Genomic DNA, 23,212 nt, shown 5'->3' on the forward strand with positions numbered 1-23,212 from the left:
CGCGAACCAGCCCCGCTTAGAAGTAGCAGGCGATCGGGCCGTGCGGGCCGGGAACGACGGTGACGGGGGTGTCGAAGATGTCGGTGAGGATCTCCTCGCGCATGATCTCCTCGGGCGTGCCCATGAAGGCGACCCTCCCGTCCTTGAGCGCGCAGATCTGCGAGGCGTAGCGCGCCGCGAAGTTGATGTCGTGCAGGACGATGACGATCGTGCGCGAAAACTCGCGGGCCGCTCGCTCCAGCATGCGCATCATCTCGACGCTGCGCGCGATGTCCAGGTTGTTGAGGGGCTCGTCCAGCAGGACGTACTCGGTCTCCTGAGCGAGCACCATGGCGACGTAGGCGCGCTGGCGCTGGCCGCCCGAGAGCTGATCGAGGTAGCGCCCCTCGAGCTCCTCCAGGTCGAGGAAGCCGATGTAGCGGTCGATGATGGCCTCGTCCTCGGCGCTGAGGCGTCCCTTCGAGTGGGGGAAGCGCCCAAAACCCACCAGCTGACGCACTGTCAGGCGCGAAATGAAGTGGTTCTCCTGGCGCAGGATCGACAGGGTGCGCGCCAGCTCGGCGGACTTCGTCGTGGCCACGTTGAGGCCGCCGACCTCGATCGTGCCCTCGTCGATGCCCAGGAGGCGCCCGATCATGGTGAGGATCGTGGACTTGCCCGCGCCGTTGGGGCCGACGAGCGCCGTGATGCCACCCGTGGGGATGTCGAGGGAGACCGCGCCGATGCGCACGGACGGGGAGTATTGCTTGACGACGGAATCGATGGAGATCACAGGCGGCCCTTCCGCAAAATAGTGACGATGAACGCGAGTCCGCCGACGAACTCGATAATGATGGAGACGACGCCCTGCGTGTTGAAGACGTGATTCATGACGAAATACGCGCTGGCCAGGATCGCGGCGCCCAGGGCGACGGACATCGCGAAGATGTAGCGGTGATCGTGCGTGTCCGAGAACTGGTAGGCCAGCGTGGCCACGAGGAACCCGAGGAACGTCATGGGACCCACGAGCGCGGTGGACGTGGCCATGAGGATCGACACCAGGACGAGGACGAGTACGGATGTGCGACGGTGATTCAGGCCCAGGTTGGTGGCCGTCTCTCGGCCGAGCGAGAGCACCGAAAGCTGGCGGGTGAGCGCCACGAGGGCGATCGCCGCGACCGCGACGAGCGGCACTGCGATCGGGAAGTACTCCTTTTGCGCGTTCGCGATCGAGCCGAACAGGCGCGCGGTCAGCACGTCGAACTCCGAGGGAGTGAGGAGGCGCCGCATGAACGTCGAGATTGAGCCGAGGCCCGCGCCCAGCATGACGCCGATGAGGAGCATCGCGTGCATCGAGGCCCGCTGCGAGGTCAGCAGCCACGAGTAGAGCGCGAGCGTCAGGGCGATCATGAGGGCGAGCTGCCCGACGAAGTTCCCGACTGTCGCCGACGCGTTGAGGCCGGCCACGCCCAGGAAGAAGATCGTGGAAGTGTGGATCGCCCGGTACAGGGACTCAAACCCGAGGATTGAGGGCGTGATGATACGGTTGTTCGCCACCGTCTGGAAGGCGACCGTCGCCATGCCCTGGCACACCGCCACGATGGCGATCGCGAGGACCGCGAAGGCGCGCCTGCGGGCGAGCCTCCAAAAGACCGGGGTGCCGAACTGCGCGGGGTTCTTCCACGCGATGAGGCCGATGCAGGCGAGGATCGCGACCGCGCACGCGACACCGAAGAGGATCCACCAGCGGCGCCGGGCAGCCGGGGAGGTGAAGGCGCCGGTGCGCCGAGAGGGGCGCTTCGCACGGGCGGACGAGGCCGGGGCCGGGGAAGCGGGGAGGGCCTCGGCGCGCGCGGCGGAGGGCAGGGCGCTCACAGGGTGGCCCCCTTCCTGGCCTGGCGCAGCACGAGCACAATGAAAACGAAGGATCCGAGGACGCCCAGGATGACCGAGACGGGCATCTCGAAGGGGGAGATGATCGTGCGGGCCAGCAGGTCCGTGACCGTCACGAGCGCGATGCCCGCCAGGCACACCCACGGCAGGTTCGTGCGCAGGTTGTCGCCCATCGACAGTGACACGAGGTTGGGGACGATGAGGCCCAGGAAGGGAAGCGATCCGACGACCACGGTGACGACACCGGTTGCCACGGCCACGAGCCCCGTCGCGATCAGGATCATGCGGTGATAGTTGACGCCAAGCGACACCGCGATGTCCTCCCCGAGCGAGACGGCTGTCAGCCTGTCCGCCATGACGAACACGATCGCGACGACGATGGCGACGATCCACAGGACCTCGTACTGGCCCTCGTACACCGAGGTGAAGGACCCCTGGAACCACACCGACACGCTCTGCAGGGTGTTCGTCTCGAGGGCCAGGAACGTCGAGATCGCGGAGACGACCGCGCCGAGCATCATGCCCATGATCGGCACGAGCAGCGAGGATCGCAGTGAGACGCGGCGCAGCAGCGCGAAAAACACCATGGTTCCCACGAACGCGAAGACGATCGCGCAGGTCATGCGCACCAGGATTGGGGCGCCGGGCCACACGATCATGATGACGAGCAGGCCGAGGCCCGCCCACTCGGTCGTGCCCGTCGTGGAGGGCTCGGCGAAGCGGTTCTGGGTGACCAGCTGCATGACCAGGCCGCTCATCGACATCGCGGCGCCTGACAGGACGAGCGCGATCGTGCGAGGCACGCGAACGGCGAGGAAAATCTGCCAGCCGTCATCTTGGGAGAAGATCGAGTATTCGCCGGTCGAGAGTGACAGGACGAGGAGTGCAGCCACGGCGAGCGTGGCCACAGCGAGCGCCAGGGGTCGGCGCTTCGACGAGGCCGGGGCGGCCTCGCGCGCGTGGGGCTCGCTCGTTGCGGCGCCCGCGGGAGGTGTGGTGGTGGGGGAGTGCGTCATAGGAAAACGGGGTGCGGGTGCCGCCCCGAGGGGCGGCACCCGCTTGTGTGTCAGAGGGTCACTTCTTCGCGGCTTCGAAGGCGTCCGCGATGGAGTTGAAGATCTCCGTGTAGGTGATGATGGACTCGTTGGTGTACGTGTCATTCGGCGCGTACACGACGTGCTTGTTCTGCAGCGCAGCGACGTTCTGCAGGGCAGCATTGTCGTTGATGACGGTCTCGGCCGGCGTGTTGGAGCCATCCTTGGTGATGGCGGCGTCGCGGTCGAGGACGAAGATCCACGCCGGGTTGGCCTCGGCGATGGCCTCGACGGAGATGTCGTCACCGGTGTGCGAGTCGGTCGCACCCTCGACCTCGAGGGCGGGCTTCAGGCCGAGAAGGTCGAAGACCGGGCCCCACGTGCGGCCCTTGCCGGGCGCGACGTAGCCGATGTTGCCGCCGGAGACGTCAACCGCCATGACGGTCGAGGAACCATCGTAGGCCTTCTTCGCGCGCTCGATCGAGGCGTTGAAGTCGTCGACGAGCTTCTTGGCCTCGTCCTGCTTGCCGAAGATCTCACCCAGGTTGGTGACCTCGCGGATGAGCTCCTGATCGAAGGGCTGGCCCTCGCGCGGCTCCAGGTTGATGAGCGGGACGTCGGGCGCGAGTTCCTTGATCTGCGCGTCGAACTTGGAGAAGCGCTGACCGGAGATGATCAGGTCGGGTTCGGCGGCGACCAGGGCCTCCAGGTTGGGGTCGCGGTGCATGCCCACGTCGGCGATGTCATCGCCGTTGTACGCGGTGACGGTGGAGGGGATCAGCTTCTTGGGGACGGCGACGAGCGGAACATCCCACTGCTGCAGCACCTCGAAGGTGCGGTTGTCAAGGGAGGCGGCGCGGGTCACGGGCAGCTTGATCTCGACCGTGCCATCGTTTGCTTCGATGCTCACGGACGAGGCCTGGGTGGCCTGCGTGGTCTCGCTCGGCGAAGCGGAGGACTGGGAGGAAGAAGTGGTGGCGCCGGAAGAACATGCGGCCAGTCCGAGGGCGGCGAGGGCGGCGATGGCGGCCAGGGAGGTGGTCGTACGAGACATCATTTCTCCGTCGAGGGTATCTGTGTTGGGGCTGAAATAGGAAAAGCAAGGCTTACCTAACTGCCAAACTAACCTTACAGAAATTTTGAGCCTCGTGCGTGTGAATACCTGCATAGTTTTGAGGGTGATGTGCAGGGGGTGTATGGCCTGATGAGGCCCGGAAATGACCGCTGTGCGTATGCCAAGGGGCGGTGCTCGCGTGAGCACCGCCCCTCAGGAAACAGCTCGGCTTGCCGAGCGTGTGTCAGGTCAGTCGACCAGGCCCGTTATATGCCATGACGGGTTATTGGCTCATTATCAATCCTGCTCCTCGAAGCGTGCCGCCAAACGAGGATTGGGTTCGTAGGGTTCCGTCCAGTCCTTGACGAGGTACCCGTACTGGGTGATGCATTGGAAGGCATTCTCCTCCTCGATCGAGTTCGCTCCGTAGGGGAGGCTCTCTGGTTTCTGGGGATCTGGTCGCAGGAAGTGCTTCCAGAGCTGGTTGTGCAATCCCTTCCACCACACGGGGACATCCTGAACCTCGATGCGATCCTCGACCGGTGCAGGCAGAGACTCGAGAGTGCCGTAGAGAGATGAGTCGTCGCGGTTCCGTTCTGGGTAGATGGTGCGCACCCACGTAGGGAGGGTCTGGGGGATGATGTCGATCGTGCTATCAGGCAAGACCCGTTTTGTGGTGGCCTGCCACGCGAGAACGTTCACTTGTACGGAGGCTGCTCGTGTGTGATTAGCGCGCGGATTGTCGTGCCAGGGACGGCCATCTGCGCGCAGAACGAACCAGGGGTTGCCAGCTCCGAAGTCGATGAGCAGCGCAAATGTGTCCGTTCCTCGAACGGGGTGATGGGATTGGATAAAGCCGCCGCAGCGCATCCCGCCAATCTGCAGGTAGGCTCGACTGCCCATGTCCAGGGGCATTACCCACCCCTGCGGACTCGGCGTTCCGAAGGGCTGGTAGGGAACCGGCGGCAGCTCCGGGGGCAGTCCCCACAGCGTGCGCAAGATCGACGAAAAACGACGGACAACGTCGCGTTGATGGGGGAAGAGGCGCTCCCAGTCGAGCTGCCCGTCCTCGGGCCGCTTGGGGAGCGGCCAGAGGAACGGGTTATCCCACCAGTGGTGGTCGGGTATCCAAATCTGAGTTCCGTTGACGTTTCCGTTGATAGCGATGGGCATCGTGTCGCCTCCTGACTAATGGGCGAATTCTACGGCTGGGAGGGATATGACGGAGGTGCGAGTCGAGGCCCTCGGGACGCAACGGATCGCTGTCTCCGTGGTTCCCAAGGGCCTCGACGGCGTGTGTGCTGATCGCATTCGCTCGCGCCTGTGCAATCGGCCCGAGCGACGCGATGCTTTAGTCGACCAGGCCCTTCACGGCCTCGTCGAGTTCGGCGACCCAATCCGCGCCCGACACGTCCGAGGGCATGCGCCAATCCCCGCGCGGGGACAGGGAGCCGCCGGCCATGACCTTCGGGCCGTTGGGCAGGGCGCTGCGCTTGAACTGCTGGCTGAAGAAACGCCACAGGAACAGGCGCTCCCACTTGACGATCTCGTCCAGCGAGTACGCGACCTTGTCCTCCTCGGGGAAGCCGACCGGCCAGGAGCCGACCGAGGCGTCCGACCAGGCCTTCTCGGCCAGGAAAGCGATCTTCGAGGGGCGCGCGCCGCGACGCAGCACGTAGTACAGCGTGAAATCCTGCAGGTTGTAGGGGCCGATCTTGTCCTGCGTGGACTGCATCTTCTCGCCCGGCTTAGCGGGAACCAGCTCGGGAGAGATCTCCGTGTGCAGGATCGACAGGAGGACCTCGCCGACGCGCTCGTCGAACTGCTTGGAGGCCACGACCCAGCGAATCAGGTGCTGCATGAGGGTCTTGGGCACGCCCGTGTTGACCGCGTAGTGGCTCATCTGGTCGCCCACGCCGTACGTGCACCAGCCCAGCGCCAGCTCGGACAGGTCGCCCGTGCCCAGCACGATGCCACCCAGGTGGTTGGCCAGGCGGAACAGGTAGTCGGTGCGCAGGCCCGCCTGGACGTTCTCAAAGGTCACGTCGTAGGTGGCCTCGCCCTCGCCGTAGGGGTGACCGATGTCGGCGAGCATCTGCGCGGCCGCCGGACGGATGTCGATCTCCTGGAAGGACGTGCCCAGGTACTCGCACAGGCGGGTCGCGTTCGTCTTCGTGCGCTCGGAGGTGGCGAAGCCGGGCAGTGTGTAGCACAGGATGTCCGTGCGCGGACGGCCCAGCAGGTCCATCGCGTGCGCGGCCACGACCAGCGCGTGCGTCGAATCCAGGCCGCCCGAGACGCCGATGACGATCTTCGGGTTCCCGATCGCGCGCAGGCGCTGCACGAGGCCGGCCACCTGAATGTTGTAGGCCTCGTAGCAGTCCTGTTCCAGGCGGGTCGGGTCGTTGGGGACGAAGGGGAAGCGGTTGACGGAGCGCTCTAGGCCCAGGTCGGTGCGCGGCGGGTCGAGCGTGAACTCAACCTCTTGGGGGGCCATGCGCTCGTCACCTGCGAAGTAGCGCTGCGCGTTGTCCGTGAACGAGTTCTGGCGCTTGCGCTCGGTGCGCAGGCGCTCCAGATCCACGTCGGCGATCGTGATGTGGGTGCCCTCCTGGAAGCGCTCGCCGATCGCGAGGCGTTCCCCGGCCTCGTAAATCATGGTTTCGCCGTCCCAGGCGAGGTCCGTGCTGGATTCGCCCATGCCGGCGGCCGTGTACACGTAGGCCGCGCAGCAGCGCGAGGAAATCGAGCGCACCATGAGCTCGCGATCCGCGCCGCGCCCGACGGTGATCGGGGAGGCGGACAGGTTCGCCAGGACGGTCGCGCCCGCGAGCGCCAGCTCCGTGGATGGCGTGACGGGGACCCACATGTCCTCGCAGACTTCGATGCCGACCGTCAGACCGGGCACGTCGTCGGCGGACAGGAGGACTGGGCCGAAGGGGACCCACACGGGGCCGCCGCTGAATTCTTCGACGCCGCCCCACGGCACTTCGATGCGCTCGCAGGCGCGCGGGGGCATGGTGACGAAGTGGCGCTTCTCGTAGAACTCGCGGTAGTTGGGCAGGTGCGACTTGGGGACGATCGCGAGGACGCGTCCGCCGTGGATGGCGACCGCGCAGTTGTACAGGGCGTTGTCCTTGCGCAGGGGAGCGCCGACGATGAGGAGGGGGAGCAGGTTGGCGCTGGCCTCGACGATGGTGGCCAGGGCCTTCTCGACGTTATCGAGGAGCACGTCCTGCAAGAGGAGGTCGTCAATGGCGTAACCGGAGACGCAGAGCTCGGGGAAGACACCCATGGCGACGCCGCGCGCATCGAGCTGGCGGGCCGCGTCGATGATCTCGCGCGCGTTCTCGAAGGGGCGGGCGGGATGCACGGGCAGGGTCACGGCGGCGACGCGCGCAAAGCCCTGATCGTAGAGGGAATGGAAGTTCATAGTTCTCCTTTGGTACTGGGCTTATTCTTGCGTACTCGGCGCGCTCGCGCTCTTCGGTGACGAGGCCGGGGCGGGCGGGCGTCGCAGGGGAGGATCGAGGACGAAGGCAGTGTCGTCAACGCCGGGGACGAGGCGGTAGAGGGCAGCCGGGCGACCGGCCCCTTCGCGCACGGTGCCGCCCGTCGGCTCGATGAAGGAGGCAGTCTTTGTGGCCTTGCGGTGGAAGTTGCGCGGGTCGAGTGCCGAGCCCCAGATGGCCTCGTACGTCGTGCGCAGTTGCGTGATCGTGAATTCGGGGCCGCAGAAGGACGTGGCCAGGGGTGAGTATTCGATCTTGGAGCGGGCGCGCTCGACTCCGTCCGCGAGGATGCTCGCGTGGTCGAAGGCGAGGGGTGAATCGGGCGCAAGGAGGGCGTCGACGGGGTGCCAGAGAGCTCCCGAGGCATCGCCTCCCGCGCGGGCCGGCGCAAAAGATGGGGCGAGGAGGAGGTAGGCGACCGAGAGGACCGGCCCTCGGGGGTCTCGTCCCTGCGGCCCGTAGGTGCACAGCTGTTCAAGGTGTCCGGGGGGCGTGATGCCGGTTTCTTCCGCCAGTTCGCGCGCTGCAGCGTCCTCGGTTTGTTCGCCCTCGCGCAGGAAGCCACCGGGCAGGGCCAGGTGGTCCTTGAAGGGCTCGATACCGCGACGCACGACGAGGGCGTGGAGGGTGTGGTCGATGACCGTCAGGGCGACGATGTCGACCGCGATAGGAACGGTGAGGGGCTGTGTCATGGTGTCATCCTACCCCATTTGTGTCGAGTTGACATTAAATGCCTGATGGAGTTATCGTCATCCTGACATAAACAAATGAGCCACCAACCAAGGAGCCATCATGGGAACCCTTCACCACCACCCCTTCCTCATCCGCTACCAGGGCGGAGCCGGCGACCACGTCGTCCAGATCCGCGCCGGACGCACCATCCGATCCGGCGTCGGCCAGTCCTTCTGGCTGCGAGCCGGACGCTGTGCGCTCGCGGAAGTCCCCACCGCCAACCGCGCCCACAGCTTCCTCGTCCAGGCGACGACCTCCGACCAACAAAACATCAACGCGCAGGTCGCCATCACCTACCACATCGAGGATGCCGAGGCCGCCGCCGCTCACTACGACTTCGGGCTCTACCCGCGCGAGGCCGGGGCGGACGCACAGGGCCTGTGGCAGATCGACGAAACCGTCACCCGCATCGCTTTCTCCGCCCTGGCCTCGGCGATCGGGGAGATGACGCTGACCGACGCCATCGCTGGATCCCTCGAGCGGGTCGGCCGCGTGCTTACCCAAGCCTTCGCGGACGACGAGCAGCTGCGCGCCACCGGCGTTGCCGTCGTCGACGCACGCCTCCTGAGCCTGCGCCCGGACGAGGGCGTCGAATCCTCCCTGCGAGCCCCGCTCCTCGAGCAGCTCCAGGCCGAGGCCGACCGCGCCCTCTACGAACGTCGTGCACTCGCCGTCGAACGCGAATCCCAGATCTCTGAAAACGAGATGCAATCCAAGCTCGACCTGGCCCGCAAGCGTGCTGACCTGGTCGATCAGGAAGGCCACAACGCGCGTCGCGAAGCCGAGGAGAAGGCTGCAGCGGACGCAATCGCCGTCGAAGCGGAAGCCCGCCGCATCACGGAGAAGGCCAAGGCATACGAAATCGACTGGAACACCGCGGGCCGCGCACGCATCGCCAACGACGCGGCCTACATCCAGGCCCTCGCCGAGGCCGGCCCCGAAGTGGCGCGCGCCCTCGCCCTGAAGGAAATGGCCAAGAACATGCCGTCCTTCGGAAACATCACCATTACCGCCGACGTGCTCAGCGATCTCGTCTCGGCGTTCACCGGTCACGCGAAGGAAGGCAAGTAACCATGCGTCGCCGCGCCGTCATCGTCCGTCGCCCCACCGAGTTCGACGAGCTCATGGACCGCTACTCCACGCGCGGCCAGGTCGAATTCGTCCTGCGCTCGCGTGGGCGCACCCTGGAGTCCGTCGAACGCGCTCACGAGGCGCACACGGCCGCGCTGGCCCACGTGCGGGCGGGCATCCCGGACGGGTGGGCGAGCGCCGACGTGGAGCGCGACTCCCTCTCGCGCTTCCTCTTCGCCCCCGAGGACGTCATCGTCGTCGTGGGGCCCGACGGCCTGGTCGCCAACGTCTCCAAGTACGCGGGCGACCAGACCATCGTCGGCATCAACTCGGTGCCCCAGTCAAACGCCGGTGTCCTCGTACGATGCACGCCCGACCAGGGGGTTGCGGCCCTCGGTCGCATCGACGCGGGTGCCGACCTGCGTGTGGACCAGCTGACGATGGTGCGCGCGAGCGCCGACGACTCGCGCACGCTCACAGCCCTCAACGAGGTTTTTATTGGGCATCACAGTCACCAGAGTGCCCGCTACGAGCTGTCCGTGGGCTCATCCGTCGAACGCCAATCCTCCTCCGGTGTCGTCGTCTCCACCGGAACCGGGGCGACCGGGTGGGGCGCCTCCCTCAAGCGCGGCCGCCACATGGGGGAGCTTCCCGCGCCGACCTCGCGCTCGCTCGCGTGGTTCGTGCGCGAGGCGTGGCCCTCTCCCTACACCGGAGTCGAGCACACCGAGGGCCTCCTGGACGACGGTGAGGATCTCAGCCTCGTCGTTGGCTCCGAATCCCTCGTGCTCTTCGGCGACGGCATGGAGTCAGACCGCCTGACCCTCACCTGGGGGCAACGCGTGCGGATCGCTCGCGCCCCGCGAGCCCTCGCTCTCGTCGATCCGGCTGGCCTGGGGGAGGGGTGATCCTGTGGGGCGGTGTGTGATGGCTTCTGGATAGGACACAGAGATACGGATAGGTTACGAAGATGCGGATAGGTAATGAAGATACGGATAGGAAAATAAGCTATCCGCATGCGCATAACCTATCCATATGCGCACAACCTATCCGCATGTGTGTAGGGCAGGGGCGCCTGTGCGTTGAGGCCGTGGCTTGTGAGTGAATCCCGTCCGCCGCAAGCGCTACGCGGGCACGATGCCCCGCGCGCTCAGCTCGTCCATGACGCGATCAAGGGTCGCGCCAACCGGCTCGCGGACGATCAGGTCGGCGTGCGCATCCGCCGAGGTCGGGGTGGCGTTCATGAGGACCAGGTGGTCCCCGGAGAAGTAGTTGATGAGGCCAGCAGCCGGGTAGACCACGAGGGACGTTCCGGCCACGATCAGTGTGGACGCTCGCGCGATGGCTGACACGGCGGCCTCGATGACGCCCTCGTCGAGGGATTCGCCGTACATGACGATGTCCGGGCGCATCTGTGAGGCGCACGAGGGGCACGCGGGCACGGGATCCCCGTCAATCGTGACGGCATCCCCTAATGACGCGACTGTCCCGCAGCTCGTGCACACGAGCCGCTCCCAATTGCCGTGCAGCTCCCACACGGCGCGCGACCCGGCCCGCTGGTGCAGGCCGTCAATGTTCTGCGTGATCACAGCGTCCAGGCGCCCCGCGCCCTCCAACGCGGCCAGGGCCCTGTGCGCGCCGTTGGGTTCCACGGGGCGGTAGATCTCGTGGAACCACTCCCAGTACGCCTCGGGGTGCTGGGTGAAAAAGTCGATACTCAGGACCGTTTCGAGGGGGATCTCGCGTTCCTGGAAGTAGAAGCCGTTCGCCCCGCGAAAATCGGGGATCCCGGACTCAGTGGAGACGCCCGCGCCGCCGAAAAACACGGTTGACGGGGAAGCAGCAATCCAGTCCGCCAGGGTGGAAACGTCGCTGTTCATGAGGCCCTCCTCGGGATGACTACTCTCCCAGGATACGCCCGAGGCCGGGGCCCCACGTGGGAACCCCGGCCTCGTGCGGAAAAACCGGTCAGGCGAAGGTCAGTGCCTGGCGGGCGATCGCCAGCTCCCGGTGTGTGTCTTGACGTCAGCAGATTGAAGACGACGGTTTGCTCGGGGTCGGTGCACTTGCGCGAGCGTGCACGAGCTGGAGGCGAGAGAGATTCTCGGCAGACATGCCGGTCAGCGAATCGAGGTGGGGTCGTGCCCTATCGAGAATCCGGATGTGGTGGATATTGTCGATGCTGCGTTGATGAAACTGGAGAGTGGATTCATATGTGAAACCTCCCCGAAGATCAGCGATAAAACTGTCTGCTACCCATCGGTAGGAGCTGTGGAGAACCAGTTGATAGTCGCATGCGCGGCCAATGAGAGCCGCGACCCAGTCTGCGCACTGGATGTTCGTCGAAAGCTCCGAGTCGATATATGCGGGGGCTTCGAGGATTCTCAGCATCTCCTGGTGATCCTTGATGCGACTGTAGATGTGGGCATAACTGCGTGTCACCTGGTGAAAGCGTTGCTTCTCGTTGATCATGTCCTGGAAGAGGAGTATGTTCTGGTCTTCGTGTTCGGCGTGCCTGCAGAGCCGGTTGATCGCTTCGCCCAGGCACTCAAGCGTTCTTTCTTCTCGCATGGCCTCCCAACGATTGCCGGTGTCTTTTCCCCACACCTGTCCGGGGGAGCCGATGGGTTTCTCGCGCACGAAGTAGAAGAGCTTGCCGCCATACCTACTCGGGATTCGTGAAAGCAATGAACGCAGCTCAACTACTTCCTGTCGTCCTGCACGCCCCATCGCGTGTTTACTCAGGAGATCAGACCCTTTACGCTCCCACGTAGGAGCGTAACTTCCCGGCTCTTCCTCACCCTCGCCGCAGAGGAATGAGTAGAACTTCTTCTTGGTTGCTGCGACATCTCGCGATAAAGCATGGACATGCTGTTCAGGGACGACGAAGCCTGCATAGCCAAAGACAGGTGAGGTATTGAATCTCTTGTGGTCCTTCGAAATAAAGGCGCCGGCCTCGCCAACTTCGTCGATGTAAGCGATGAGCATGTTTCTCCTCACTGAGAGACGCAAAGACCCACGGCGCAACGTGTGCGCTCGTGGGCCCGCGGATTGGCACTCTGCGAGGACTTGCTCGCCGTTACCACTTGTCATGGTAGTCGGTGTGTTGGCGTGCAGTCAACAGTGGACGTGGATACGCCCGAGGCCGGGGCCCCACGTGGGAACCCCGGCCTCGGGCGGAAAAACCGATCAGGCGAAGGTCAGTGCCTGGCGGGCGATCGCCAGCTCCTCGTTGGTCGGGTAGACGACGAGGGTGACGGTCGAGTCGGGAGCGGACACGATGCGCGGCTCCTTGATGCGGCCCTTGTTGGCCTCGACGTCGATCTTGACGCCGAAGGGGGCGAGGGCCTCGGCCAGCTCGCGGCGCACGTCGTCGTCGTTCTCGCCGATGCCGGCGGTGAAGGTGATGACGTCCAGGCCGCCGAGCTCAGCGGCGTAGGAACCCACGTACTTCAGCAGGCGGTTGATGTACACGTCCATGGCGGTACGGGCGCGCTTGGCGGCCTCGGGGTCGGAGGTGTTGTTGATGACCTCCCACACGGAGCGCATGTCGGACTCGCCGGTCATGCCCTTCATGCCGGACTTCTTGTTGAAGAGGGTGTCGACCTCGTCGACGGTCATGCCGGCGACGCGCTGCAGGTGGAACACGACGGCGGGGTCGATGTCGCCGGTGCGGGTGCCCATCATGAGGCCCTCGAGGGGGGTCAGGCCCATGGAGGTGTCGATCGGCTTGCCGTTCTTGACGGCGGAGGCGGACGCGCCGTTGCCCAGGTGCAGGACGATCTGCTTGAGGTCGTCGCGGCCCAGCATTGTGGAGATTTCCTGGGAGACGAACTGGTGGGAGGTGCCGTGGGCGCCGTAGCGGCGCACCGAGTACTTCTCGGCGGTCTCGGTCTCGAGGGCGTACAGGGCGGCCTTGTCGGGCAGCTGCTGGAAGAACGCGGTGTCGAAGACGGCGACGTGGGGGACGTCGGGCATGAGCTCGCGCGCCACGTCGATGCCCTTGAGGTGGGCGGGGTTGTGCAGCGGAGCCAGCGGGCACAGCTCTTCGATCAGGTTGCGGACCTCGTCGGTGATGAGGGCCGGGCCGTCGAAGTAGCGGCCGCCCTGAACGATGCGGTGGCCGACGGCGACGACGTTCGCATCAGCCAGCGACGGGCCCTCCGTGTCGAAGAGGCGCAGGACCTCACGCATGCCGACGGTGTGGTCGGGAACCGGGAGCTCTTCCTTGGTGACGGCGTCGCCGTGCTCATGCTTGATGAGGCCGGTGGTGTCGCCGATGCGCTCGACGATGCCCTTGGCGATGGCGTCGCCGGTTTCGGGGTCGACGAGCTGGTACTTGATGGAGGAGGAGCCGGAGTTAATGACGAGAACGGAGGACGAGGTCACGCGTTCGCCTTTCGTGTTGTGGGGTTGGGGGATGAAGGACGAGGCCGGGGCCCGTTTACGTTTAATGGTAACCGGACCCCGGGGGCTCGTTCCCGTTCAGCCCTGGGCCTGGACGGCGGTCAGGGCGACGGTGTTGACGATGTCTTCGACGAGGGCGCCGCGCGACAGGTCGTTGACGGGCTTGTTGAGGCCCTGCAGGACCGGGCCGACGGCGAGCGCGCCGGAGGAGCGCTGGACGGCCTTATAGCCGATGTTTCCGGCTTCCAGCGAGGGGAAGACGAAGACGGTGGCCTTGCCGGCGACGTCGGAGCCGGGCAGCTTCTTGGAGGCGACGGCCGCGTCGACGGCTGCGTCGAACTGAATGGGGCCTTCGATGGCCAGCTCGGGGGCCTTCTCACGGGCGAGGCGGGTGGCTTCGACGACGGCGTCAACGTCGGGGCCGGATCCGGAGGTGCCGGTGGAGTAGGAGAGCATGGCGACGCGCGGGGTGACGCCGAACTGGGCGGCGGTGCGCGCGGAGGTCACGGCGATGTCGGCGAGCTGCTCGGGCGTGGGGTTGGGGTTGACGGCGCAGTCGCCGAATGCCCACACGCGGTCCTTCATCGCCATGAGGAAAATGGAGGAGACGACGGAGACGCCGGGGGCGGTCTTGATGATCTGGAAGGAGGGGACGATCGTGTGCGCGGTCGTGTGGGCTGCGCCCGAGACCATGCCGTCGGCGTCGCCCATGTGGACCATCATGGTGCCGAAGTAGGACACGTCGGTGACCTTCTCGCGGGCCTGCTCGAGGGTGACGCCCTTCTTGGCGCGCAGGCGCGCGAACTCCTCGGCGTAGCGCTCGAGGTAAGCGGGATCGTTCACGGAGACGACCTGGGCGGCGCTCAGGTCGAGGCCGAGTTCGCCGGCGCGCTTGGCGACGTAGTCGGCGTCGCCCACGAAGGTGATGTCGGCGATGCCGGCGGCGAGGACCTGGGCGGCGGCCTGCAGGACGCGGTCATCGTCGGGCTCGGGCAGGACGATGCGCTTGCGGTTTGCGCGGGCGCGCTCGATGAGGTCGGCCTGGAAGGCGAGCGGCGTGACGGCGGTGGGGGCGGGGGCCTCGCGCAGGGTGGCGGCGGCGTCCTCGCCGAGGGGCAGGGTGAGAACGGGCACGTCGGCTTCGAGCGTGGGGGCGCCACCGGTCAGGACGACGGCGACGACGGAAGCGGCGGCGGCCTCGGCGCGCAGGCGGGCGGCGGCGATCTCTTCGGCGAGGAGCTCGGCGCTGGCACCCTCGGCATCGAAGGCGAGGACGACGCCGGCGCGCGTGGCGGCGGCGAGGTTCAGGTTCCAGGCGACGTGGTCGAAGGCGCGGTTCGAGGCCTCACGGGCGGGGGAGATGAGCGCGTCGTCGCCGGCGGCGCGCACGGCTTCAACCACGGCGGGCAGGGCGGAGGCGGGGCGCAGGGCGGCGTCGGTGGCCGTCGTGCCGGCCAGGGCGTCGACCGTGGTGACGCCGAGAACGCGGGCCAGCTCGTCAGTGGCGAGGGCGGCGGCCTCCGACGAACCGGGGGCAACGACAATAAAGCGGGACACTCGAATGCTCCTTTGATGCGAGAAATATGTTGCTGGTCTCAGGGACCTTTGGACTAATACTAAACCCGCGCGCCCTGAGAGTCCTATTCCTTTGCTCGTTCCTTTGCTCGGACGAGGCGGGGGCTGGTTGTGTGCGTGGACGAGGCGGGGGCTGGTGTGCGCAGTGATGTGAGCGGTCGTATGGTCGGGTGCGCTCGTGCGCTAGGGTAGGGGGCGTGAATGACGAGGAGAAGACCATGCGCGCACGAGTGGGTGCGTGGCTTGGGGCTGCCCTCAGTGCGGTGGGGGTGCTCGGCGTGATAGCGCTGGCCGTGACGGATCACCGTCACCGTGCAGTCATGCTGATGGTCGCCGTGCTCGTCGGGATGGGGGCGCTGCGCCTGTGGACGCCGGGACGCCCGTGGTTTGCGTCGCGCGCGCGTCTCATGGATGTCGCCGTGTACGTGATTCTCGCCGCGATAATTTGGTGGTTCGCGCCGTACGTGTCGACGCTCGCGGTGCGTTAATCCGCGGAGTGTGGCCCGCGCGAGGGGTGGATGGCCCCGTCGTGGCGCTCTGTCGGCCACGTGATTTGCGCCGCATCTATCCCGTATCCTGGCTACCGCTTCAAGAATGCGTAAAGTTCGGGCATGCTAGGCGTGACCCATCATCCCTAATTTCAAGGTGAAAGACATGCGCGCGTTCCTGCGTAAATCCGGAATCCTCGTGTGGGTGATCGCTGCGATCATCCTCGCGACCGTCCTCGGATCCGTCCGTATCGGCGATAACCACCTGGTTCCCGTTGAGATTGGCCGTATCTTTGCGACCTTCTCGGCTATTTTCAGCCAGTTCCTGTCCTTCTCGATCCCGCTGATCATTATCGGCCTCGTGACCCCCGCGATCGCGGATCTGGGCCGCGGCGCGGGTAAGTGGCTGGGTATTACGACGGCGATCGCCTACGCGTCGACGCTGTTCTCGGGCTTCCTGACCTACCTGGTGTGCGCGTCCCTGTTCCCGCGCCTCCTGGCGTCCACCCAGCTGGCCGATGTGGCCGAGCCGGGCAGTGCCCTGGAGTCCTACTTCACGATCGAGATGCCTGCGCCGCTGCAGGTGATGACGGCGCTGCTCCTGTCCTTCGTGGTGGGTCTGGGCCTGTCGATGGTGCCGCGCGGCGTGCTGCGTAAGGGCTTCATCGAGTTCCGCGCCATCATCACGCGCCTCATTGAGACGATCATCATTCCGCTGCTGCCGCTGCACATCTTCGGCATCTTCCTGAACCTGACCTACACGGGCGAGGCCGCTTCGGTCATCCGCACGCTGCTGCGCGTGGTCATCGTGGTTCTGGTCCTCGAGGTCATCATCCTGCTGACCCAGTTCTGCTTCGCGGGCCTCGTTGCGCGTCGTAACCCCTTCAAGGCCATCGTTACGATGATGCCGGCCTACCTGACGGCTCTGGGCACCTCCTCGTCCGCGGCCACCATCCCGGTGACCCTGCGTCAGACGAAGAAGAACGGCGTGTCCGACGCGGTCGCGTCCTTCACGATTCCGCTGTGCGCGACGATCCACCTGGCTGGCTCGACCTCGAAGATCTTCTCCTTCGCGTTCGCCATCGTCCTGACCCAGGGCCTGACGGTGAGCTCCCTGCAGTGGGTCGGCTTCATCTTCATGCTGGGCATCACCATGGTCGCCGCCCCCGGCGTGCCCGGCGGCGCCATCATGGCGGCCACGGGCCTGCTGAGCTCGATGCTGGGCTTCAACGACGCGCAGGTTGCGCTGATGATCGCCACCTACATTGCTCTGGACTCCTTCGGTACCGCCACGAACGTGACGGGCGATGGTGCGATCGCGCTGATCGTGGACCGTATGGCCCACGGTTCGATCGGCAACGAGGGCGACCCGGAGAACGCCCGCGAGCTGGCGTTTGACGGCATGGCCTACCTGGACCGCGTGTCCGTCGAGGGCGTTGTGAGCCCCGAGGAACTGGCGGAGTCGGCTGCACGCAATAGCAGCGAAACGGTCGCCTAGTTTCCGGCCCATGTGCTCGCGCGCGCCCGCCGCTTTCGGCGGGCGCGCGCTTGTCGTTTCCTCGGTAAATGGGAGTTAGGCCCTAGTAGCGGAGGCGCAGGTCACGTAGAATAGGGAACGATAGGCACACCGGGCTTCGCAGCCCGCTCCGTCAACGAAAGATGGCAGAAAAATGAGCACAGTTCGTATCGGTGTCCTCACCTCGGGCGGTGACGCCCAGGGAATGAACGCGGCTGTTCGCGCGGTTGTGCGTACGGCGCTGGCGCGCGGCGCGCAGCCCTACGCGATCTATGAAGGCTGGCAGGGGGCCTGCGCGGGTGGCGATTCCATTAAGAAGATGGAGTGGTCGGACGTGTCCTCGATCCTTGCCGAGGGCGGCACGGTGATCGGCACGGCCCGCAGCGCGGACTTCCGCACGTATGAGGGTCGCCACCGCGCGGCCGCGAACCTGCTTGAGCACGGTATCGATCACCTCGTGGTGATCGGTGGTGACGGTTCCCTGTCGGGTACGAACGAGTTCCGCGGCGAGTGGGCACAGCATGTTGCCGAGCTGGCAGCCGAGGGCGTCATCTCGGCCGAGACCGCAGCTGCACACCCCGCTCTCATCATCGTCGGCCTCGTCGGCTCGATCGATAACGATATGGTGGGCACGGACATGACGATCGGAGCGGACACTGCGCTGCACCGCATCCTGGACGCCATCGACCAGCTGACCAGCACGGCGGCCTCGCACCAGCGCACGTTTGTCGTCGAGGTCATGGGACGCCACTGCGGCTACCTGCCCCTCATGGCGGCTGTCGCGGGCGGCGCCGACTACGTCTTCACGCCCGAAGATCCGGCGGGTCCGGGCTGGCAGGACGACCTGGCTGAGCACCTGCGTCTCGGTCGCGAGGCCGGCCGCCGCGAGTCCATCGTCCTGGTGGCAGAGGGTGCGCACGACCGTGACGGTAACGAGCTGTCGACCCAGCTGATCGCCGACACGATCCAGGAGCGCACCGGTGAGGATGCGCGCGTGACGATCCTCGGCCACGTGCAGCGCGGCGGTACTCCCTCGGCGTACGACCGTTGGATGTCGACGCTGCTGGGCTACGCCGCTGTCCAGGAGATCCTCGCGTCCACGGCCGAGTACGAGCCCGTCATCCTGGGCGTGCGCCGCAACCGCATCACGCGCGTCCCCCTCATGAAGGCCGTCCACGACACGCGAGCGGTCAAGGACCTGATCGCGGCCGGCGACTACGCGGCTGCCCAGGCCTCGCGCGGCTCCTCCTTCTCCTCGATGGTGGGCATCAACCAGATCCTGTCCACGCCCCCGCAGCTCACCCCCGAGCCGACGGGTGAGTCCAAGCGCGTCGCGATCCTGCACGCGGGCGGCCTGGCCCCCGGCATGAACACGGCGGCCCGCGTGGCCGTGCGCCTGGGTATCGCCCGCGGATGGACGATGCTCGGCGTGGAGGGCTCGTGGAGCGGCCTGGCCGACGATCGCGTGCGTGAACTGAGTTGGTCCGACGTGGAAGGCTGGGCCTTCAAGGGCGGCGCCGAGCTCGGTACGAAGCGCGACATCCCGCCGGTCGAGCAGTTCTACGCGCTGGGTCGCGCCATCGAGCGCAACCAGATCGACGCGCTCCTCGTCATCGGCGGTATGAACGCCTACCTGGGTGTTCACGCGATCACCTCGGAGAAGGACCGCTACCCGGCGTTCCAGATCCCGATTCTGCTCATCCCCGCCTCGATCGACAACAACCTGCCCGGCTGCGAGCTCGCCATCGGCACGGACACGGCGATCAACAACGCGACGTGGGCGATCGACCGCATCAAGGAGAGCGCGGCGGCCTCCAAGCGCTGCTTCATCGCCGAGACGATGGGACGCCGCTGCGGCTACCTGACCCTCATGAGCGCCCTGTCCAGCGGCGCGGAGTACATGTACATCAACGAGGAGTCCCCCTCCCTCGAGCAGATCGCCGCGGACGCTGATCGGATGGTCGCCTCCTTCAAGTCTGGCCGACGCCTGTTCCTCACGCTCCTCAACGAGTCTGCGTCCCAGTACTACGACCGCGAGTTCCTGGCCGACGTGTTCAACGCCGAGTCCGAAGGAATCTACGACGTGCGTCACCAGGCCCTCGGCCACATGCAGCAGGGCGGCTCGCCCTCGCCGTACGACCGCCTGCTCGCCACACGCCTCGTGGCACGGGCTTTCGAGCAGCTGGTGGACCAGTTCGAGCGCGGCGACTGCGGCGCCTACTACATCGGCCAGGTCGGGGCCGCGATGGAGGCACGCCCGGTGAAGAACATGTTCGACGACCTCGACCTCGTGAATCGTCGTCCCTTCCACCAGTGGTGGCTTGACCTCGTGCCCGTCCAGCGCATCGTGTCGCTGCAGAACCCGGGCATCGAGGCCACGCCCATCCCCATCGACGATCCGGTCGCCTGACCCCGCCGAATTCGCGCGGCGTACGAGGCCGTGGTTCCGTGAGCGCTCGCGGGCCACGGCCTCGTCGTGTCAGGAGAGCCAAGCGGGGGTGACCAGGGGCCAAGTCCCCGCTAAACTAATGTGCGAACCTATCTCTACTGTCAGGAGACCCCATGAGTGATATCCCCGTGATCGACCCGACGATGACCCCCGCGTGGGACACGCTCGACCAGCTGGCCGACAACTTTGAACCCGATCTGCGCAAGCTTTTCGCGGATGACCCCAACCGCACCCAGACCTTCACCTTCGACGCGGCTGACCTGCACGTCGACCTGTCGAAGAACCTCGTGTGCCCCACGCTGGTGGGCCACCTCCTCGCCCTCGCCGAGCAGACGGGCGTCCTGGAGCTGCGCGACCGCATGTTCGCGGGTGAGCACATCAACGTCACCGAGGACCGCGCCGTCCTGCACACCGCGCTGCGTCGCCCCGCGACCGACTCGCTGACGGTCGACGGCCAGGACGCGATCGCCGACGTGCACGAGGTCCTCGAGAAGGTCTACGCCTTCGCTCGCCGCGTCCGCTCCGGCGAGTGGGTGGGCATCACCGGCAAGCCCGTCAAGACCGTCGTCAACGTCGGCATCGGCGGCTCCGACCTGGGTCCCGTCATGGCGTACGAGGCCCTCAAGCCCTACGTGCAGGAGGGCCTGGAGTGCCGCTTTATCTCCAACATTGACCCCACCGACGCGGGTGAGACCACGAAGGACCTGGATCCCGAGACGACCCTCGTGATCGTGGCCTCCAAGACCTTCACGACGCTCGAGACCATCACGAACGCCAAGGTCGTGCGCGCCTGGCTGCTGGACGGTCTGCGTGAGCGCGGCATCGTCACCGACGAGGCCTCCGAGAAGGAAGCGATCGCCAAGCACTTCGTCGCCGTGTCCACCGCCCTGGACAAGGTCGCCGAGTTCGGCATCGACCCCGCCAACGCCTTCGGCTTCTGGAGCTGGGTCGGCGGCCGCTACTCCGTGGATTCCGCCGTCGGCACCTCCCTGGCCGTCGCGATCGGCCCCGAGGGCTTCGCTGACTTCCTCGCTGGCTTCCACGCGATGGACCGTCACTTCGTCGAGACCGCGCCCGAGAAGAACGTGCCCCTGCTGATGGGCCTGCTCAACGTGTGGTACTCGAACTTCCTGGGCGCCGACACGCACGCCGTCCTGCCCTACTCCCAGTACCTGCATCGCTTCCCCGCGTACCTGCAGCAGCTGACCATGGAGTCCAATGGCAAGTCCGTGCGCCGCGACGGCAGCCCCGTCACCTACGAGACCGGCGAGGTCTTCTGGGGCGAGCCCGGCACTAACGGCCAGCACGCCTTCTACCAGCTGATCCACCAGGGCACCCGCATGGTTCCCGCCGACTTCATTGCGTTTGCGAACCCGACGTGGGCACTGGGTGATGGCGACGCCGACATGCACGAGCTGTTCCTGTCGAACTTCTTCGCGCAGACCAAGGCCCTGGCATTCGGCAAGACCAGCGAGGAGGTGCGCGCCGAGGGCACGCCCGAGGCCATCGTCTCCGCCCGCGTGTTCACCGGCAACCGTCCCACGACCTCGATCATGGCCCCCGCCCTGACCCCCTCGGTCCTGGGCCAGTTGATCGCCCTGTACGAGCACATCACCTTCGTGGAGGGTGCCGTGTGGGGTATTGACTCCTTCGACCAGTGGGGCGTTGAGCTGGGCAAGGTCCTGGCCAAGCAGATCCTCCCCGCCATCGAGGGCTCCTCCGAGGCCCTGGAGGCGCAGGATCAGTCCACCCGCGCTCTCATCGAGTACTACCGTGCGAATCGCACGAAGTAATCGTATCTGAGCTGTGCTCGGGGGCCGCGCCGGCTGGCGCGGCCCCCGACGTGTATCTGGGGAGGCGGTGGGAGCGCGTAGCTCCCTCTGCCTCGCTGTCTGTGTGCGGGGACGAGGCCGGGGCGAGGCAGGCTGGCCAGACAAGGCGTGCGTGCTGGAGGGAGAGAACTCCGAAGTGATCCGACTGTTGGCCTAGGCCATGTATTTCTTGAGGAGGTCTTCGAGGTCGTCTTGCATCGCGTGAGTGATGGGCACGGCAAGGGATGAGCTGATTGAATAAAAGCGGACGCTCGGATCGTCGATGCGGTGGTAGAGCAAGGTGGGTGGCCATGGGGTCTTGTCGGCTACCCATGACGGGTGGAGTTGTTCGAGCCTTTCGGGGAATCTCGGTACGTCGAAATGCAGTGCCATGGCACGCTTTGCTCCCAGCTCCATCGTTAAGACGTAAGCAGCGACAGAATCAGAATCGGTCTGAAGATCAGCACTAGTCGATGGCTGTCTTTCCGACCATGAGAAGAACGTGGTTCCATCCTTGTCCCAGACAGTGAAATAGGGCTCTTCCGAGTTGAGTGTGGGTGACCGGGTGTTGGTCGGGGGTTGCGGGTAGAGGTCGAGGTCCTTGATGATGAGCGGACTTCTACCCCCGCTGTCGTCAAGGACCTCGACAATGTCTCACCCTACCTGCTGCTGCTCTGTGTCGCTTGATCGTTGTGATCGGTGTGATCTGCTCGTCGACTTGGAGGGCTTCCATCTGATCGCTGTCGCTCGACGTGAGTGTGGTCTGGTGCTTGACATAGAGTCCTGCGAGCACTTTGCTGGCTGCCCGGGTTGTGGGGTGATCGCTCAAGGTCACGGGCGTGTGGTGGTGGAGGTGATTGACGCGCCCTGGGCCGGGGTCCCGGCGCGGATCCGGTGGTTTAAGCGACGCTGGATATGCCGCGAACACACCTGCCAGATCGCGACTTTCACTGAGCAGAACCACTCGGTGTGTGCTCCCAGGGCGCGCCTGGGTGTTCGGGCGATCCGCTGGGCGATCCGACAGTTGCGCTTCGAGGGAGCCACTATCTCGGGGCTGGCTCGCCAGTTAGGAACCACGTGGAATACCGTGTGGTCCCATATTAAGCCGTGCCTGCAAGCCGCATCTGATGACCCCGCCCGTTTCGCAGGGGTGCGGGTGCTGGGGGTCGATGAGCACGTGTGGCACCACCAGGACCGACGCCGCCGGGGCCCGCGTGAGTTCACCGGCATCGTGGACCTGACACGCGGGGAGGATCATCCCACGGCCCGCTTGTTGGATCTGGTCCCGGGAAGGTCTGGCACCGTGTACAAGAACTGGCTGGCCGAGCGCGGCGAACAGTTTCGCTCCGGTATCCAGATCGCGACGCTGGATCCCTTCCAGGGATATAAGAACGCCATTGATGACCAGCTCCAAGACGCCACCAGCGTGCTCGATGCCTTTCACATCGTCAAGCTCGCCGGTGACGCTCTCGATGAGGTACGTCGTCGCGTCCAGCAAGACACGACCGGTCACCGCGGACGCAAGGGGGATCCCCTCTACCAAATCCGGCTTCTCCTTCGCGCCTCGCGTGATCGGCTCACGAAGCGTCAACAAGAACGACTCCGCGCAGCCTTTGGAGGGGTCTGGGTTTTTCGGACCGTTTGTTTTGAGAGGGTTGTTCTGAGTAGTCTCGGCTGCTTGTGGCCGGGCA

Annotated in this window: 18 protein-coding genes and 1 pseudogene; 7 read left to right on the forward strand and 12 right to left on the reverse strand. The window is 65.8% G+C overall.

Annotated elements, in window-relative coordinates; translation table 11 throughout:
- Positions 1–16: 16 nt before the first annotated feature.
- From QP415_RS02065 to QP415_RS02095, 7 genes are all read right to left on the reverse strand, one after another.
- Positions 17–772 (reverse strand): iron ABC transporter ATP-binding protein, encoded by a 756-nt coding sequence (locus QP415_RS02065; protein WP_285098323.1) that lies wholly within the window; start codon positions 770–772, stop codon positions 17–19.
- Entirely contained in the window at positions 769–1,854 is a 1,086-nt protein-coding gene (locus tag QP415_RS02070; RefSeq protein WP_285098325.1) for an iron chelate uptake ABC transporter family permease subunit, read from the reverse strand. Before QP415_RS02070 ends, QP415_RS02065 begins: the two co-directional genes overlap by 4 nt.
- Positions 1,851–2,888, reverse strand: a complete 1,038-nt coding sequence (locus QP415_RS02075) for an ABC transporter permease (RefSeq protein WP_285098326.1) — start codon at positions 2,886–2,888, stop codon at positions 1,851–1,853. The genes QP415_RS02070 and QP415_RS02075 overlap by 4 nt, the downstream gene beginning before the upstream one ends.
- Positions 2,889–2,946: 58 nt before the next feature.
- Entirely contained in the window at positions 2,947–3,960 is a 1,014-nt protein-coding gene (locus QP415_RS02080) for a siderophore ABC transporter substrate-binding protein (RefSeq protein ID WP_285098328.1), read from the reverse strand.
- A 297-nt stretch (positions 3,961–4,257) separates the two neighbouring features.
- Positions 4,258–5,133 carry a hypothetical protein gene (locus tag QP415_RS02085; protein ID WP_016460255.1) on the reverse strand — a complete coding sequence of 292 codons (876 nt, stop codon included), beginning with the start codon at positions 5,131–5,133 and terminating at the stop codon, positions 4,258–4,260.
- A gap of 178 nt (positions 5,134–5,311) precedes the next feature.
- Entirely contained in the window at positions 5,312–7,393 is a 2,082-nt protein-coding gene (locus tag QP415_RS02090) for an NAD(+) synthase (protein ID WP_285098330.1), read from the reverse strand.
- Positions 7,394–7,414: 21 nt separating this feature from the next.
- The gene (locus QP415_RS02095; RefSeq protein ID WP_285098331.1) at positions 7,415–8,164 is read right to left on the reverse strand and encodes an NUDIX hydrolase; all 750 of its coding nucleotides are present in this window, start codon (positions 8,162–8,164) and stop codon (positions 7,415–7,417) included.
- Positions 8,165–8,264: 100 nt separating this feature from the next.
- Here QP415_RS02095 and QP415_RS02100 point away from each other — a divergent pair, with 100 nt between their 5' ends.
- A complete protein-coding gene (locus tag QP415_RS02100; protein ID WP_016460251.1) occupies positions 8,265–9,275 on the forward strand; it encodes an SPFH domain-containing protein in 1,011 nt (336 codons plus the stop codon).
- Positions 9,276–9,277: 2 nt separating this feature from the next.
- Positions 9,278–10,183 carry a hypothetical protein gene (locus QP415_RS02105; protein ID WP_285098332.1) on the forward strand — a complete coding sequence of 302 codons (906 nt, stop codon included), beginning with the start codon at positions 9,278–9,280 and terminating at the stop codon, positions 10,181–10,183.
- 216 nt (positions 10,184–10,399) lie between these two features.
- On the opposite strand, the gene QP415_RS02110 is transcribed toward QP415_RS02105, so the two are convergent.
- The 4 genes from QP415_RS02110 to pta form a co-directional block, all read right to left on the reverse strand.
- Positions 10,400–11,155: an NAD-dependent protein deacylase gene (locus QP415_RS02110; protein ID WP_285098333.1), complete on the reverse strand. Its 756-nt coding sequence runs from the start codon at positions 11,153–11,155 to the stop codon at positions 10,400–10,402.
- Positions 11,156–11,300: 145 nt separating this feature from the next.
- A complete protein-coding gene (locus tag QP415_RS02115) occupies positions 11,301–12,263 on the reverse strand; it encodes a DUF3800 domain-containing protein (RefSeq protein ID WP_285098334.1) in 963 nt (320 codons plus the stop codon).
- Between the two features lie 201 nt (positions 12,264–12,464).
- Positions 12,465–13,664, reverse strand: a complete 1,200-nt coding sequence (locus QP415_RS02120) for an acetate/propionate family kinase (RefSeq protein ID WP_285098335.1) — start codon at positions 13,662–13,664, stop codon at positions 12,465–12,467.
- A 96-nt stretch (positions 13,665–13,760) separates the two neighbouring features.
- Entirely contained in the window at positions 13,761–15,239 is a 1,479-nt protein-coding gene (gene pta, locus QP415_RS02125) for a phosphate acetyltransferase (protein ID WP_285098336.1), read from the reverse strand.
- Between the two features lie 236 nt (positions 15,240–15,475).
- On the opposite strand from pta, the gene QP415_RS02130 reads away from it, so the two are divergent.
- From QP415_RS02130 to pgi, 4 genes are all read left to right on the forward strand, one after another.
- On the forward strand, positions 15,476–15,745 hold the full coding sequence (locus tag QP415_RS02130; protein ID WP_048674694.1) for a hypothetical protein: 270 nt from the start codon (positions 15,476–15,478) through the stop codon (positions 15,743–15,745).
- Positions 15,746–15,911: 166 nt separating this feature from the next.
- Complete coding sequence (locus QP415_RS02135) at positions 15,912–17,243, forward strand: dicarboxylate/amino acid:cation symporter (protein ID WP_048674673.1); 1,332 nt, start codon at positions 15,912–15,914, stop codon at positions 17,241–17,243.
- 172 nt (positions 17,244–17,415) lie between these two features.
- Positions 17,416–19,671 (forward strand): 6-phosphofructokinase, encoded by a 2,256-nt coding sequence (locus QP415_RS02140; RefSeq protein WP_285098337.1) that lies wholly within the window; start codon positions 17,416–17,418, stop codon positions 19,669–19,671.
- 152 nt (positions 19,672–19,823) lie between these two features.
- Positions 19,824–21,503 carry a glucose-6-phosphate isomerase gene (gene pgi / locus QP415_RS02145; protein WP_285098338.1) on the forward strand — a complete coding sequence of 560 codons (1,680 nt, stop codon included), beginning with the start codon at positions 19,824–19,826 and terminating at the stop codon, positions 21,501–21,503.
- 192 nt (positions 21,504–21,695) lie between these two features.
- Here the strand turns inward: pgi and QP415_RS02150 are convergent, their stop codons facing one another.
- Positions 21,696–21,914 (reverse strand): DUF4230 domain-containing protein, encoded by a 219-nt coding sequence (locus QP415_RS02150; protein WP_285098339.1) that lies wholly within the window; start codon positions 21,912–21,914, stop codon positions 21,696–21,698.
- A gap of 256 nt (positions 21,915–22,170) precedes the next feature.
- Between QP415_RS02150 and QP415_RS02155 the strand changes: the two are divergent.
- A pseudogene (locus tag QP415_RS02155) lies at positions 22,171–23,136 on the forward strand (ISL3 family transposase); the annotation flags it as partial.
- Between the last annotated feature and the right edge of the window lie 76 nt (positions 23,137–23,212).

Origin of the sequence: Pauljensenia sp. UMB3104 (assembly GCF_030217285.1) — a bacterium.
Lineage (GTDB): Bacteria > Actinomycetota > Actinomycetes > Actinomycetales > Actinomycetaceae > Pauljensenia.